Origin of the sequence: Pseudoalteromonas sp. A757 (genome assembly GCF_004103285.1) — a bacterium.
Lineage (GTDB): Bacteria > Pseudomonadota > Gammaproteobacteria > Enterobacterales > Alteromonadaceae > Pseudoalteromonas > Pseudoalteromonas galatheae.
In genome coordinates this window covers 167,857-182,999 of record NZ_QNQN01000068.1, presented here as the reverse complement: position 1 = coordinate 182,999, position 15,143 = coordinate 167,857, and the positions used below count along the sequence as shown (strand labels likewise).

Sequence of the window (15,143 nt, the reverse complement as noted above, 5' to 3'; positions counted from 1 at the left end):
ACTCGTCCCCGCTTTGCTTAGTTATACCAATTCGTTTAATTAAGCGTTCTATTTTGAGGCAAGAAAATCTTGTCGATAACACCGCTACCGCGTCCTGCTATCGCCAAGGTACCTACATCCATGTAGGCAAGGCGAAAATTTTGCTGTTTAGTTGTTCTAAATGAGAAATTTTTAACGCAGTTAGCGTCTGATTTGCTCCTTCAAATTGAGCAAGTATTAAGACTAGTTGGTATTACCACCCGCTGCGCATAACAAACAAGGAGTAAGCCTATGCAAATAGAGCTAAACCCAACTGGGGTTCTTAACTTATTATCAAGATTGGAAGTCGATTTACTTCAGCAGTCAACCACAAGTGAGAGGTATAGGCTTTTTAGAAATTGTGCATTGGCGGTGTTGAACGTAGGTAGCCATACTGATTCCAGCTCAGAAATATACGATAAATATGAAGATTTTGATATTCAGCTACTCGCACGTGAGCGAGGAATAAAAATTGCGTTAAGCAATCCCCCCGAGTCAGCTTTTGTCGATGGTCAAATAATTACCGGTATTCATGAGCACATATTCTCTGTGATCCGCGATATACTTTTTATTTGTCAAAAATACCATGGTGAGAATAAATCTCCGGTGGAAATTACTCATATGGTTTTTGACATGCTGCGTAACGCCGATGCGCTTGAAGTGAATAAAGACCCTAACATGATTGTCTGTTGGGGCGGTCATTCAATCAATGAAGTTGAATACAAATATACCAAGGAAGTGGGCTATCAACTGGGCCTTCGTGGTCTGAATATTTGTACTGGTTGTGGACCAGGAGCTATGAAAGGGCCAATGAAAGGAGCTACAATTGGCCATGCCAAGCAACGGATCTCTAATAATCGTTATTTAGGGTTAACCGAGCCCAGTATTATTGCCGCTGAGCCGCCTAATCCTATTGTTAATGAATTAGTGATTTTGCCTGATATTGAAAAACGTCTAGAAGCGTTTATCCGTATCGCACATGGCATTATTATTTTCCCAGGCGGTGCCGGAACAGCTGAAGAGCTGCTTTATTTACTGGGTATTTTGTTACATCCAGAAAACGAAAAGCAATGTTTACCTGTGATCTTAACTGGCCCTAAAGAGTCAGCTGCATATTTTGAAGAGCTCAGTGCTTTTGTTGAAAAAACACTTGGGAAAGAAGCCCTGTCTAAGTTTGAGATTATCGTAGACAATCCAGAACTGGTAGCCAAAAAGCTCAAGCAGTCGATGGCAACGGTGCGTGAGTATCGTAAGTCTCAGGGTGATGCCTATTACTTTAATTGGACATTAAAGATTGAAAATGATTTTCAGCATCCTTTTTCACCGACGCATGAAAATATGTCTGGCTTAGACTTACACTTAGCGCAACCAAAACAATTACTGGCCGCTAACTTAAGACGTGCTTTTTCTGGTATTGTTGCCGGTAACGTGAAGGATGAAGGTATTACAGCAATTAAACAGCACGGTCCGTATGAATTAAGTGGTGATAAATCACTGATGGCCGATATGGATAAGCTGTTGGGTGCATTTGTAGCTCAAGGGCGAATGAAGTTACCTGGAAGCAAATATATACCGTGTTATAAAATTAAAGCTTAGAGTGAATGAATAATTTGTTGTTAATAGATGCGCTTAACCTTATCAGGCGCATCTATGCCGTTAACGAACCAAAAGGTAATAAAGAACAAGAGGCTCATATTAAGGCCTCTTGTCTTCGTGTAGAGCAAGCTACTCGTAGCTTGTTACGTAAAACGGGGGCGACACACGCCGTTGCGGTCTTTGATGGTGATAAAAGTTGGCGTTATCACTTCTACCCAAAATATAAAATAAGTCGTCAACCTATGCCCGAATTCCTAAATCATAACCTCGATAAGTTTTCAGAAGCGTTTGCAAGTGTTGGTGTTAAATCATTTAATCCCGAACATGATGAAGCTGATGATGTGATAGCGACGCTTGCTTGTAAAGCCGCTGCCGCCAATGTTAACTGCACGATAGTATCGACTGATAAAGGCTTCTTACCCCTGATCAATGATGCTATCTCTGTGTACGACTATTTCAAAAAGTCGATAATTTCGCTTGAAGATATCAAAAGTCGATTTTCTGTGACCCAAAGCAAGCTCGAAATGTTTTGGGCATTAAGTGGTGACAAGACGAACGATATTCCAGGTGTTGCTGGGGTTGGTGTCAAAACAGCGCAAGAGCTGCTTGCAAAGCATGATGACTTTGAAAATATGCTAAAAGATGAGACAGTAAAGCCTGCTGCAAAAGCAAAATTAGAGGCCGGAGCAAGCGATTATGTTACAAGTCTGGCACTAGTGACACTAAGGAGAGATATTGAAATTGGCTTTAGTTTGAAGGATATACGAGTGGTTTGAAGGGACTTTTTATTGGCAATGTATTACATCGTCGCTAAGCGCTAGGCTAATGTAGGTGACTTTGATATATTGCATGCAAGCGTATCTCAGTTTTGTTGATACAGAGTCCATTTTACCCATTCTTTATTGAGCAGTTAGATGATTAGGAAAATATTACAGTACATATTTCTTGGCCTTGCGGTTTACGTTACTGTGGTGTTTCTCGTTATCAACTACTATAAAGATGATCCGCAAGCGATGATTTGGCAGGATCGAGAAGCATTTAATAATCGTTTCATTCGTAACCTTAGCCTTGAAAAACCAACTGAGTTGGATACAGTATTAGATACCTTGGGTAGTCCGGATCTAACGTATGTAAAGAAGAAACAAGATAATACGATTTTACAAATTGTATTTTATCGTACTCAGCTTGTAAAACCGGACGGGATTACGACGGAAGATGAATGTACTGGATTATTATTTGAAAATGGCGTACTGAAGCTTTGGGGTCCTGGTGCAAGGGTTACATTTGATAAAGTGTCATACCAATCAGATTAATGTTCCAACCAATTTTAAGGGTGAAATAACATATTAGTTTCGTTAAAAACGCCTCATTTAGAAAAATTAGATAGCAAAGTTTTTGTCTTGCGAGTAGGGCTGTTTTTCTGCTTAGCAATAGGCCGTTTACTTAATAAAATTGGTAAAGTTTGATGGACGCAAGGATAGTCACTAGTAAAACACTGTTTGCGATAGCTCAGGGCACACACAAAGTATTACGTCTTTATTATCACAAAGAAAAGTGGTCATCTATTTACCCTACCCTAGTTAAACTTGCACAGCTTTATATGGACTGTTACGAGTCCTCCCCTAGCAGCTTGCATGGACAGCTTGGGCTTTATTCACAAAACTTGGGCTACAACACCAATCTGGTCATGAATCAAAATGTGTTGGTTTGTATGGCTTGTCATCACTTAAATTTCTCGCGTGCCGTAACTGAAGAATTATTGCTTGCGAGTTTTGCAGACTATTTATGCGTTGCCCGCGAAAGCGACCAACTTGCAGCGGGTAAAAAGCTAGACGCGCAGCAAGATAAGCTTTGGAAAGTTCGACATCAACTGGCAGTACAAATACTGAGTGATGGACAAACACCGAACTTGCAGTGCTTGCGAGTTTTATCTCGCCTTTCAAATTACGACAACAAACTAGTATCCTCTATTCCCCAACGGTTTAATGACCATGCTTCTTTGATCGTGGCAATTGCTCATCGAATAGCAAGCCTAATAACACCAACCTATAGACAAAATAGTATGGCTTTAGATCGAGCAATTAAGCTTCTTTATGGCAAACTTAATTACACTTTTGCATTAAAGGTACTGAGTGCAATTGCTGGGGCATTTGTAAAACATCCCGCGGGAATGCTGTGTGAAATTAAGGGCGAAGTGGGCTTTTTGGTGATACAAAGTAGTAGTGAGAAAATAATTGCTGTTGTTGAACAAGGGCAAACTAAAAAGTTGGCGAAGGCCAATCGTAGGTTCCAATTCCACTGTAGCTTGACCACAGCGACAGATGCTAATCTCCTATACAATATTTGGGATAGAGCCGCTGAACCAGTAGTACAACCTTTTGGTTCTGAACACTCTCATTTATTAGCAACAGTAAAAGCATTATCTCACAGTCAATTTCAGAGTATTCGGGCACTTGAAAAACTGATTTGTGAGTTTGAATCAGTTTCAAGTGCGGTTCAGATCGCAGCTAAGCAGTATAACCGTGAAAATCTAAAAGCCGCATCCGTCAGGCACTCGCTTGCAATGGTGGGACTTGATGCAGCAGGGTTACTGGCGCAGCGGGTGTTGCTTGAACAAATTATAACAAATCACAAACTTCCTTTTACAGAAGATGTCGTGCATAAATACGGCATAATTAGTCAAATCATTGCCTTATATGTGGGTGAGAGTTATGGTGAACAATTTGAGCGTTTGTTGTCGCCGTTCGCAGCAGTTATTGTGTTTCTGGTGACCAAACAAGGGGTTGAGATCCAACATGCTACTGCGCTCCACTCTCGTGAGTATTCAGAAGAACTAGTATCAATTGCTAACCTATTTGGGATCCGTGCAATAGCAAAAGAAAAATACCTAGACTTTAATCAGCAGTACTTTGAAAGAAGTATTCTTCACAAAGCCATGCTAGAGAGCGAAACGCTAAACAAGTCTCAGATCAATGCTCAGTGTAGACTATTCATTTTTATAAAACTGATTGCACTTAAAGTGATATCACCAAATTTTGTGTTAACTGCCTGGCAAAAGCAATTAGTTGACGATGTTTTAGCTGAAAGTCGTTTTGTTACCGCACAAAAGTTCGATTTGGCGTTACTAGAGACTGGATTTTACTCATCTATTGCCTGATATTTATTCTATAAATACTATCAATAACAAGCATAAATGATATGTATGTCATTTTTCCATTCCATACTGGAATAAGACCTAATTAATTGCTATAAAACGCGGCTTAAACAAGCGAACGTACACCTTTGTTAATTTCTACTAAACTTAGTCTGCAATTCTTCTCGGGTGTATTCCAACTTTTGATAAAGGAAAAAACATGGCACAGCAAACCATCACAGTTATCCGTGGCGACGGCATTGGCCCTAGCATCATCGATTCAGCAATCGAGATCTTAAAAGCCGTAGGTTGCGACTATGAATATGAATACGTAGACGCAGGTTTGGCTGCATTAGAAAAAACAGGTGAATTACTTCCAGCTGCAACGCTAGAAGCGATTGAGCGTAACAAGATCACGCTAAAGGGCCCACTAACTACACCTGTTGGCGAAGGTTTTACTTCTATTAACGTGACATTACGTAAGCATTTTGGCCTTTACGCAAACGTTCGTCCAGTTAAGTCATTTGAAGGTACTAAAGCACGTTACGATGATATTGATATCATTACCGTACGTGAAAATACGCAAGGTATGTACTCAGGTCTTGGTCAAGTTGTTTCTGAGGATGGCAACGAAGCGGAAGCAATGTCAAAGATCACTCGCGAAGGTGCTGAAAAGATCGTAACTTTCGCTTATGAGTTAGCAAAGCGTGAAGGTCGTAAAAAAGTAACTGCGGTTCATAAAGCGAACATCCTAAAATCAACTTCAGGCCTATTCCTTAAAGTTGCTCGTGAAGTGGGTGAGCGTTACCCTGAAATCGAATCAGCAGAAATGATCGTTGATGCTACTTGTATGAAACTAGTAATGACACCTGAAGAGTTTGATGTGATCGTAACAACAAACCTATTCGGTGACATCCTTTCAGATCTTTGTGCGGGCCTTGTCGGTGGTCTTGGTATGGCACCAGGTGCGAACATTGGTACTGATGCTGCAATCTTTGAAGCGGTTCACGGTAGTGCTCCAGACATCGCAGGCAAAAACCTTGCAAACCCAACTTCTGTTATTCTTGCGTCAATTCAAATGCTTGAGTACTTAGGCGAAGCTGATAAAGCGGAAAGAATCCGCAGTGCAGTGGCTGACGTTATTAAGAGCGGCGACCGTACAACTCGCGATCTTGGTGGTAGCCACGGCACTACCGATTTTACACAGGCGGTAATTGAGCGCCTTTAATTCTTAACGCTTGATTTAATCTTTGGGTGGTGCGTTAGCACCACCTTCTTCTTAATCCCACTAGAATCCCACCAATTAACGCAAACCACCCGATACTACCTCCAGACGATCCGCTATCACCAGAATCCGTCGGCGTTGTTGTTGGGGCCGTTACTGTGATCTCGACAGTGCCTTTAGTGCTTTGATCTGCGCCATCCGACAGCGTTAACACGACATTGTATGTGCCCGCTTGAGCGTAACTATGCATTGTAGTTAAACCAGAACCTTGCGTGCCATCACCGAAATCCCAATTAGCTTGATAGTTACCATCACCACCAGCAGCAGTTACGACAAAGCTTGCCTGTAAGTTAGATGTGGTCGCTGCGGCTTCTATGCTAAGTGGCACTACCACTGTCACCGAGGTTGATTTAGCTACCGCCTCACCTTCGACATCTTTCACATTAAGCGTTACCGTGTACGTGCCGCTTAGCTCATAGATATGTTCGACTGAGTTTGATGTCGCGGTTGCCCCGTCACCAAAGTTCCACTCAAGCTCATAAGGCGCTTTGCCACCAATGATTTCGGCATTGAAGACAAAACCTTGCCCTACTGCGGTCGCTTTGATATCACCGACAGCAAGTGGGATTGGCTCTACATTACCAACGCTGACATTTGAGCTCAACGCTGAGCTGCTCCCATCTGCTTTGGTGCGTGTGAACATTACCGTATAGTTGCCAATATCTTGATAGTTATGAACAGGTGAAAGCGCTTTACTTGTTTGACCATCACCAAAGTTCCACAAAAAGCTATCTGATTCGTTTAAAGCTAAGCCTTTGACATTGAACTTAACGGTGTTTTGCGATTGTACTTGAGTGATTTGAGGATCGCTGAGATAAATTACACCAACTTGTGCACTGCTTGCATCTTCTTCTATGGTATTCAATCTAAGTTGAACACCAAAACCTGGCAAATTAACACCTGATTCCTTTTGGATTGAGAAGGTGTAATCCTGAGTATCATCAAACGTACTGATTGGCGTTAGATGTTGATCGCCAAGACCCGCTTTTTGAGTATCTAAACGCAGAGTTGCATCTTTGACCTGAATAATACTCGTTGCGGGTGTAGTGCCGTCGGCTTTGAAAATAGGGTTTTGGTCTTGATCAATCACCAACATATCACCAGAACCGGGGTGTAACGAAGTAGAGTTATTGCTTTGCCCATCGTTGCTGTACCACATCAACACACCTGAATTATAACCCGATAAAGACAAACCAGCATCTAACCCTCTAAATGAGCGCAAATGCGCATAGTATGCGTTACTAGGCTTAGCTCTGTAGCCTGAGATTTTACGAAAACCGTTGTAGATTAGGTCATTTGTTGGCTCCGCAGTATTGGTATAAATTTTCGTACCATCCGCTGTCACTTCGATATTATCTAGTAATACTCCTTTGAGCGTTTCAAAATCGTCGGTTTGATAAACGAATGTCACGGTGATAGTTTGTCCTCGGTACGCTGAGATATCAAAATCTAGCGTAATTGGATTAGCGCCAAAAGCAGACGACTCGCCATCCATGTAGTGAGTGATATTGGAGTAATTTGGATGGTTTGATTTTGTTGTATTTCCCGCTATTGGCTGTCCATTTACCGCCACTTGGAAAATATCGTAGTTGAGCTCGATACTATAATTTGCAAGCATGGATAATGAAATTTGACTTGCGTTGGGTAAACTTAAGGTAAAACTTGCTTGATTATTGAGTTTGTCGTCTTCTCCGGAGTAATAGTGATAATTCCCATCAAGTGGCGTTATGAACTCTTCTAGTTGCGCAGGCAGATTTATTTTTATTTGATTCGTAGTACCATTGTTCACTCCAATATCCGTGAGTGTTACCGTTTGTTCTGTACTCAAGTCGTCTAATGTGTACTCGGTTTGGTTTAACCAATTTCCTGCATAATTTTGTTGTAAAAACTCGAGGCTTTTAGGGGAAAACTGGGTCGGCTGCGAGCCACTTAATTGACCTAAGTAACTGCCTGAAGACATGACCGACCATAGCGCAACGGGTTCACCTATGTCATTGGAATTTAAATCGTATTCGTCCGGTAATCCGAGGTCATGACCAAACTCATGGACAACCACGCCAATTGCAGCATCGATAGGATTAATGGTGTAGTTATAAACTTTGTAGTTGGTATCTGGAATTGCTTTTGGTTGGTTGTTTTCATCAAATACGAAGAAGCGATGTGACCAAATTGCGTCAGTATCTAATACGCCGCCACCTGCTTCTTGACCAATACTTGAATGAAATAACATGACATGGTCAATAATGCCATCAGGTTCAAGGCGGTTGCCATCACCATCTATATCGTTCAAATCTGTTTTATCGTACTCAGATAAGTCGATATTAAATTGAGTCACGGCCTTACTAACAGCTTCGAATACTAACTCTTCCGGCCTTAAGTCGCGGGTATCGCCTTCTTGCTTGCCGTAGTAGGCTGCGTTTTGAGAGGCTCTTACCCAACCAAATGCATTGCCAGATACTTTAAAGCTACCGCCTGAGGCCGCTTGATAAAACTGGGTAGCTGATTGTAACGTTTCATTGTTCGGTCCGTTATAGCCGCTATCTGAATATAATAATGATTGGTAGTGAGACGCGGGATAGCTCGAGTAGTACATGTCTGTATCACTCGGATTTAGTCGGTTTTGGTCGTTAGGTAAATCCGGGAAATCGACCAGAATAGCAAGAATTTTGGCTTCATTAAGTGTTTGCGCCGTACCCACTGCAAATTGTTTGGCTAACTTAGTATTGCCAAGGTGCACATTTTTAATTGCATAAGGTGTTTTTATTTGATTTGCAATAGGCTTTGTCTTGGTGAATTGCTCAAGCGCTATTTTCCGCTCGTATTCACTCAGCGTGCGGCCGAGCTTTTTCTCCTGCCAATAGATAACCTGATCTTTATAGATTACCTGAGCTTGCGCCGTACTTGATAGCAGTGTGGCCGATGCCAATATGCTTAGTTTAAAAATGTTCATCTAAGAGACCCCAGTACAATTGAGCTTTAAGTTTAGCATTTTTATCGTTTTGTTCCCGTATAAGTTCTACTAAATAAAAAATCTAATTGGTGGTTAGTTTTAAATTGAAATGTAATATTTCAACAATTGAAATGTGGAATAGTGGAATTTATATCTAATACTGTGTAGGCTAACTTTGAAATCAACTTAAAGGCAAAATAATGACAAATTTCTTTCAACTAATCGTTCTCGTGGTGGTACTGGTCTCTTCATAGAGTTCAGCGGGGAGCTATTACTTGAAAGAAATACTCAAACCCCGCAACCAGCGGGGTTTTTTTTTGGATTTTAGAAATATAACAGGCACGCACAGTCAACGAGGAATGAGGTAATGGCAGAGCAATACAACGGCTCCGAGCTAGTAGTAAAAGCATTGAGCGCATTAAAAGTAAAATACATATTTGGCTACCCTGGAGGGTCGGTTCTTGATCTTTATGATGCGTTGTTTCAGCAATCAGATATTGAGCATATCTTGGTTAGGCATGAGCAAGCAGCAACTCACATGGCAGACGGTTATGCCAGAGCAACGGGAGATGTCGGTGTTGTCCTTGCGACCAGTGGCCCAGGTGCTACTAACTGTATTACAGGGATCGCGACGGCCTATATGGATTCAATCCCAATGGTTGTACTTTCAGGGCAAGTACCTTCAAACCTAATCGGCGATGATGCATTTCAAGAGACGGATATCGTTGGTTGCTCTCGTCCTATCGTTAAACACAGTTTTAACTGCCGGGACGCGACAAAAATCCCAGAAGTGTTAGCTAAGGCATTTTATCTAGCCAACTCTGGTAGACCGGGACCAGTTGTGGTTGAGTTGCCAAAAGATATTTTGAACCCTGCGCTTAAATTCGATTACCAGATGCCTGAACAGATTGATATGCGTACTTACAACCCGAGTGTAAAGGGGCATTCCAAGCAGATCCGCAAAGCGGTTGAAGCCATTATTGAAGCGAAGCGTTTGGTTATCTATTCTGGCGGCGGCATCATTCTTTCGAATACCTCAGAAAAACTAACTGAGCTGGTTGAGAAACTAAACGCGCCTATCACCAATACTCTAATGGGTCTTGGTGGGATCAGTGGCACACATCCTAATTTTATTGGCATGTTAGGTATGCACGGTAGTCTTGAAGCGAATAAGGCGATGGCGAATGCCGATGTTATCTTAGCGTTAGGTGCGCGTTTTGATGACCGTGTGACTAATAATGTTAAGAAGTTTTGTCCGGATGCCAAAATTGTTCACGTTGATGTGGATCCAACTTCAATTTCTAAGACCATTCAAGCGCATATTCCAGTTGTGGGCTGCTTAGATACGGTGATGGAGCAATTGCTACGCGGTATCGAAAAAAGCGAGAAGCGCATCGACCGCGCTGCACAAGAAGATTGGTGGCAAGCAATTACCACATGGCGTGCTCAGAAATGCTTGTCGTTTACTGCCGGTGTAGAAAAAATTAAGCCGCAAACGGTTATTGAAAAGCTATACCAAATGACCAGCGGTGACGCCTATGTTTGCTCGGATGTAGGACAACACCAGATGTTTGCAGCGCAATACTATCCGTTTAAATCACCTCGTCAATGGATTAATTCAGGCGGCCTTGGCACCATGGGATTTGGTTTACCCGCTGCGATGGGCGTAAAAATGGCATTCCCGCAAAGTGAAGTATTGTGCGTAACTGGAGACGGCTCTATCCAAATGAATATTCAGGAGCTTTCAACCTGTTTGCAATACGGCCTTGCTGTCAAAGTCATCTCATTAAACAACCGCTCGCTTGGCATGGTACGCCAGTGGCAAGACATGATGTATGAGGGACGCCACGCGAGTTCTTACATGGAGTCACTGCCTGATTTTGTCGCGCTTGCAGAGAGTTATGGTCACATCGGAATTCGGGTTGATAAGCCTGAGCAACTTGATGCGGCACTGGAAAAAGCAATGTCGATTAAAGACCGACTTGTATTTTTAGATATTTTGGTTGATGAGTCTGAACATGTGTATCCAATGCAAATTAAGCAAGGTGCGATAGACGAGATGTGGTTGAAAAAAGGAGTAAAGGCATAATGAGAAGAATACTATCGATTTTATTAGAGAATGAACCAGGCTCTCTTTCTCGTATTGTGGGTTTATTTTCTCAACGTGCTTACAACATTGACAGCTTAACAGTGGGTACAACCGCAGACAAAACGCTATCTCGTATTACCATCACGACCCAAGGCGATGACCGCATTGTTGAACAAATCACCAAGCAAGTTAACAAGTTGGTGGATGTGCTTAAGGTTATTGATCTAACCGACATGCAGCACATTGAAAGAGAGCTGCTATTGGTAAAAGTCTATGCCAGAGACGAAGTAACACGAGCCGCTATCAATCGTGTTGCCGAGGTGTTTCAAGCCAGCATTATAGATATGGGCAAACAAAGCTATATATTACAGATGGTAAGCTCAGCCGACCGCCTTGAGTCTTTCTTGGATCTATTACGTCACGAAAGCGACATTATTGAACTTGTGCGCTCTGGCGCGGTAGGTATTGGCCGTGGTGACAAAGCGCTGAAAGGATAAAACCACTTACCTTTTAGCTGTCACTGTTATCTTTTTGGGCGGGTGAGCACGTTGTATTACGTACAACCCGCTTCAGCTATTTTGCATGTTAGCTTCGATTTACTCTCATTAGGTTACTGGCTATAATCTCGTTTTTATCAAGTTAGATTATACACATGGAACTCGAACGCTTCTGGCAGCTTGTCACCGCCCCCGATCATTCAAACGATAATGAATATTTAAAAACGCGTTTATCACCGCTAAGTTCAGAAGAAATTGCTCAGTTCGATGCATTATATACCAAAGAACTAAGAGCACTGTGGCATTGGGATAACTGGAAAGTGGCCTACGTGATTGCAGGCTGTAATAGCGAATATGACTTCTTAGATTTTTGTAATTGGATCATCAGTCGCGGCCCTGAAGCGGTAAGCGTACTCACTGCGGAACCAGACGAATTAGCTAATAAGTTTGCTATACCAAATAAAGACGACCTGCCCTACCCGTTTATTGACGAATTAGATTTAGTTGCAGGGTTGCTTTTTGAAGAAAAAAATCAAGACGAACTCCCGTATCACAGTGTCGTGAACTTTCCGCCGCAAGGAAAAAAGTTTAAAAATAAACCAAAACAGTTAAAGGCTGAATTACCTCAACTTTTTGGCCAATATTGGCTTGGATAAGGTTTAGTTTATTGTTTTATATGATGGGTTTTGGTTGGTCTAGATTTAGACGCTGAAACTCATTATTACCATTGCAAAATGTCGCCGCTCCAGATGCCTATCAATTCTTCGCGCTAACTTACCAAAATGACTTTGCTAAAAACACAACCTCTTGTTAAGTCTTAAGCAGAGGAATACTATGTTTTTCTCTATATCGAAAACGAAAAGAATAATGAACTTAAACACTGAATCTTTTCTTCCTCTCTGTCTATTTCTTAATTTTTTGAGTGAAAAACACCTAAGTTGAAGTTGCGATTTTTTGCCCGTATTTCGAGTAATGAAAAGCTTATACATGAATTTCTTGGCTGGTGGCCATATATGATTGCTGGCATTAACAACTTCCGCCACCTCCACCATCCCCTCCTGAATTGCCGGAAAAGCCAAAGTACACGTTCGAGCTATCTGAAGTTCATATTACCTCGTCTTGCTAGTACTGCCCATTTGTACGAACCATTTCATTAGCGTACACAGGCTCGCCATTATATTCAGTGAGAAATTCATCAGACACTTCGAATCCGTATGCCTTGTATAACTCCTTTGCAGGCTCATTTGTCTTGGCGACAAAAAGGTTCGCCTTGCCGCATATTTGAGACAAAAGGAATTCAAGTATTTTTCTTCCGACTCCGTTTCCTCTAGCACTAGGGCAAACAAATAGTGCCCTAATCTCTGACCCAAATATTGCTCCAAACCCAAGAATATTCCCATCATCAAAAACGTATATCTTTGATTCCCTAAGCGCAGACAATCTCTTTTTATCATTCTCTAGAGGCAAGAGCTTAAATGCTTTCTTCTCAAAACGAAGCTCATCTAGCTTAGATTTTGAATAGATTTCCAAAACTCTTGGGTAATCGTTCTCGTTGAACTCTCGAATATTCATGAGATGCTAGCTCTTATCAATTTTAAATATATCCATTGTACGTTGTAGCGTATCGCTGTTTAGTTTCATATCTTTAAACAATTCATTTAACGCTTTCGACGTATCTAATTCATGGTTTGCGGCTTCTAATACGGCAGCGGTATTTTGTGAGATATCGGCGGCGACTTCTGATTGTTCGCTGGCTGCCGTAGCAACCGAGGTTGTTAGTTTTTCTACATGTGTACTGTGTTCGTTTACTCTGAGCGATACTTTACGCGTTTCTTCTACTTCGTTCATGGTATTTTGTGTGAGCAGTGTGTTTTCTCTGATTGATTTAACAACGCTTTGGCTTATTTCTGACAAGCTAAGTAGTAGCGTGGAAATTTGCTCTGAAGATTGTTTACTGTTGTTTGCAAGTCCTCGGACTTCATCGGCCACAACTGCAAAGCCGCGGCCATGCTCGCCGGCTCGGGCTGCTTCTATTGCGGCATTGAGTGCTAGCAGGTTCGTTTGCTCAGCGACACTGCGAATTGAATCCAAGATAGTATTTATCTCAGACACCTGCTTTTCCATACTGGCAGCCATCTCGTCGACGACGTTCATATTCGTCGAAAGTGTTCTCATGGTATCTAAGTTCTTTTGATTGTCTGCAAGTAATTGCTGTGATTCGATATTAAGTTGGTCGCTGGCATCCAGTGTGTCTTGCGCAAGTTTTGCGATTTCTTGGCTTGTTGTGGCCATTTCTTCTATTGCAACGGCAATAGAAGATGCCATCCCTTGGGTTTTTTGTGCATCCTCATTGACATTAGAGGCTGCTAAATGCATTTTTTCGCCAAGCCTTGTACCTACCTGTACCGAATTTGCCAGGCCAACCATTAAATCTTTAAAAGCATAAATCGTATTGTAAATTGATTCAGAGATTTGCCCAAGCTCGTCGCGAGTGTTTAGGCGCATATCTAAAGTCAAATCGCCCTCTTCCGCTACGCGTTTTAATATGCTCGTTAATTGTGAAAGTTCTGAGCGTAGTGAGTGAATAAGGTGAAGGTTGATCAGCGCGATAAAGGCGAGTACTACGACAAAAAGCGCAAACATAAGTATGCTATCAAATGCTATATCTGATTTGTTCTTTTGACTGTCTTCAATTGTCATTTCCCAAACGGAATCGAGCTTGGCCTTGAACTTACCGATTAAACTCGTCGCTGCAGAGAACCACTCGGCACTTGAAGGTAAGCGGTTAAAGTCAATTTCTCCTTGGCTTTCAAGAGTATCAAGTATTCGATTAAACGCTTTTGCCTCGCTTGAAGATAAAATAGTTTGTATATTGCTTTGGCCTGTACCTTCTAGGGCGGTCTCCAGTTGATGCAATGACATCTCTAGCTGTTGGCGATAGTATTTTATATCGTCTTTGAGGGTGTTTGACATTACTTTTTTCGCAAGCACACCATTGACCTTGCCCCGGAGCTGACCAAGGCGCTCTTTGCTTTGGGCGATAAGAAAAGCAATAGAAAGATCAGAAGATAAGGTTCGATCTGATACATAGGCCTGAATCTTTGCCGCCGTATCCAAAGAAACCTGATTGAGTTTGCTGTAGTAAGCAAAGGCATTGCCGCCGTTTTTCCTGTCTACTTCACTCCTTACCTTTTGCTTTTCGGTCTCCACTTCAAAAATATACGGTAACCATTTTTGCACGTTTTTATCTTTTAGAAACTGCGAATTGTTAATTGACTTTAACGTGGATATCGTTTGATCAGCAATTTCGCGTTGCAGGCTTACTTTCGTTTTATTTTCGCTACTTGGATCACCAAGGAAACCAGCTGTTAAACCACGTTCTACCGCGTGGTGGTGCGCCACTTTTTCTATGGCGTCGAGTAAAACGACGTAATTGATATTTTGTTCAGCGGCGTTGTACTCTCTCCAATTATGCAAAACGTTTTTGCCCACTAAAAATAGTAAAAATGCCAGCAGCGATATAGAGCTTATCATCGTTAGCTGCATAATTGAGAATCTTTTCAAAATACCCATTC

Annotated in this window: 11 protein-coding genes; 8 read left to right on the top strand and 3 right to left on the bottom strand. The window is 41.9% G+C overall.

The window, feature by feature from the left end; all coding sequences use genetic code 11:
- Window positions 1-270: 270 nt before the first annotated feature.
- The 5 genes from ppnN (at window position 271) to DRB05_RS11665 (ending at window position 5,975) form a co-directional block, all read left to right on the top strand.
- Complete coding sequence (gene ppnN / locus DRB05_RS11685) at window positions 271-1,614, top strand: nucleotide 5'-monophosphate nucleosidase PpnN (RefSeq protein WP_128727099.1); 1,344 nt, start codon at window positions 271-273, stop codon at window positions 1,612-1,614.
- Window positions 1,615-1,619: 5 nt separating this feature from the next.
- Complete coding sequence (xni, locus tag DRB05_RS11680) at window positions 1,620-2,390, top strand: flap endonuclease Xni (protein ID WP_128727098.1); 771 nt, start codon at window positions 1,620-1,622, stop codon at window positions 2,388-2,390.
- A 138-nt stretch (window positions 2,391-2,528) separates the two neighbouring features.
- Window positions 2,529-2,927 carry a DUF3192 domain-containing protein gene (locus tag DRB05_RS11675; protein ID WP_128727097.1) on the top strand — a complete coding sequence of 133 codons (399 nt, stop codon included), beginning with the start codon at window positions 2,529-2,531 and terminating at the stop codon, window positions 2,925-2,927.
- A 152-nt stretch (window positions 2,928-3,079) separates the two neighbouring features.
- The gene (locus DRB05_RS11670; protein WP_128727096.1) at window positions 3,080-4,771 is read left to right on the top strand and encodes a hypothetical protein; all 1,692 of its coding nucleotides are present in this window, start codon (window positions 3,080-3,082) and stop codon (window positions 4,769-4,771) included.
- 196 nt (window positions 4,772-4,967) lie between these two features.
- Window positions 4,968-5,975: an isocitrate dehydrogenase gene (locus DRB05_RS11665; protein WP_128727095.1), complete on the top strand. Its 1,008-nt coding sequence runs from the start codon at window positions 4,968-4,970 to the stop codon at window positions 5,973-5,975.
- A 34-nt stretch (window positions 5,976-6,009) separates the two neighbouring features.
- Here the strand turns inward: DRB05_RS11665 and DRB05_RS11660 are convergent, their stop codons facing one another.
- A complete protein-coding gene (locus tag DRB05_RS11660; RefSeq protein WP_128727094.1) occupies window positions 6,010-8,982 on the bottom strand; it encodes an immune inhibitor A domain-containing protein in 2,973 nt (990 codons plus the stop codon).
- A gap of 367 nt (window positions 8,983-9,349) precedes the next feature.
- Between DRB05_RS11660 and DRB05_RS11655 the strand changes: the two genes are divergently transcribed.
- From DRB05_RS11655 to DRB05_RS11645, 3 genes are all read left to right on the top strand, one after another.
- Window positions 9,350-11,071: an acetolactate synthase 3 large subunit gene (locus tag DRB05_RS11655; protein ID WP_010605491.1), complete on the top strand. Its 1,722-nt coding sequence runs from the start codon at window positions 9,350-9,352 to the stop codon at window positions 11,069-11,071.
- Window positions 11,071-11,568 (top strand): acetolactate synthase small subunit, encoded by a 498-nt coding sequence (ilvN, locus tag DRB05_RS11650; RefSeq protein ID WP_010377111.1) that lies wholly within the window; start codon window positions 11,071-11,073, stop codon window positions 11,566-11,568. Before DRB05_RS11655 ends, ilvN begins: the two co-directional genes overlap by 1 nt.
- A gap of 155 nt (window positions 11,569-11,723) precedes the next feature.
- On the top strand, window positions 11,724-12,224 hold the full coding sequence (locus DRB05_RS11645; RefSeq protein ID WP_010377109.1) for a DUF4240 domain-containing protein: 501 nt from the start codon (window positions 11,724-11,726) through the stop codon (window positions 12,222-12,224).
- 466 nt (window positions 12,225-12,690) lie between these two features.
- On the opposite strand, the gene DRB05_RS11640 is transcribed toward DRB05_RS11645, so the two are convergent.
- Window positions 12,691-13,140, bottom strand: a complete 450-nt coding sequence (locus tag DRB05_RS11640) for a GNAT family N-acetyltransferase (protein ID WP_128727093.1) — start codon at window positions 13,138-13,140, stop codon at window positions 12,691-12,693.
- A 6-nt stretch (window positions 13,141-13,146) separates the two neighbouring features.
- Entirely contained in the window at window positions 13,147-15,141 is a 1,995-nt protein-coding gene (locus DRB05_RS11635) for a methyl-accepting chemotaxis protein (protein WP_128727092.1), read from the bottom strand.
- Window positions 15,142-15,143 lie beyond the last annotated feature (2 nt).

Bases quoted from the DNA above. Each gene is read 5' to 3' on its own strand.
- ppnN (WP_128727099.1), top strand. From the start codon at position 271: ATGCAAATAGAGCTAAACCCAACTGGGGTTCTTAACTTATTATCAAGA.
- DRB05_RS11665 (WP_128727095.1), top strand. From the start codon at position 4,968: ATGGCACAGCAAACCATCACAGTTATCCGTGGCGACGGCATTGGCCCT.
- ilvN (WP_010377111.1), top strand. From the start codon at position 11,071: ATGAGAAGAATACTATCGATTTTATTAGAGAATGAACCAGGCTCTCTT.
- xni (WP_128727098.1), top strand. From the start codon at position 1,620: ATGAATAATTTGTTGTTAATAGATGCGCTTAACCTTATCAGGCGCATC.
- DRB05_RS11660 (WP_128727094.1), bottom strand. From the start codon at position 8,982: ATGAACATTTTTAAACTAAGCATATTGGCATCGGCCACACTGCTATCA.
- DRB05_RS11640 (WP_128727093.1), bottom strand. From the start codon at position 13,140: ATGAATATTCGAGAGTTCAACGAGAACGATTACCCAAGAGTTTTGGAA.
- DRB05_RS11670 (WP_128727096.1), top strand. From the start codon at position 3,080: ATGGACGCAAGGATAGTCACTAGTAAAACACTGTTTGCGATAGCTCAG.
- DRB05_RS11655 (WP_010605491.1), top strand. From the start codon at position 9,350: ATGGCAGAGCAATACAACGGCTCCGAGCTAGTAGTAAAAGCATTGAGC.
- DRB05_RS11675 (WP_128727097.1), top strand. From the start codon at position 2,529: ATGATTAGGAAAATATTACAGTACATATTTCTTGGCCTTGCGGTTTAC.
- DRB05_RS11635 (WP_128727092.1), bottom strand. From the start codon at position 15,141: ATGGGTATTTTGAAAAGATTCTCAATTATGCAGCTAACGATGATAAGC.
- DRB05_RS11645 (WP_010377109.1), top strand. From the start codon at position 11,724: ATGGAACTCGAACGCTTCTGGCAGCTTGTCACCGCCCCCGATCATTCA.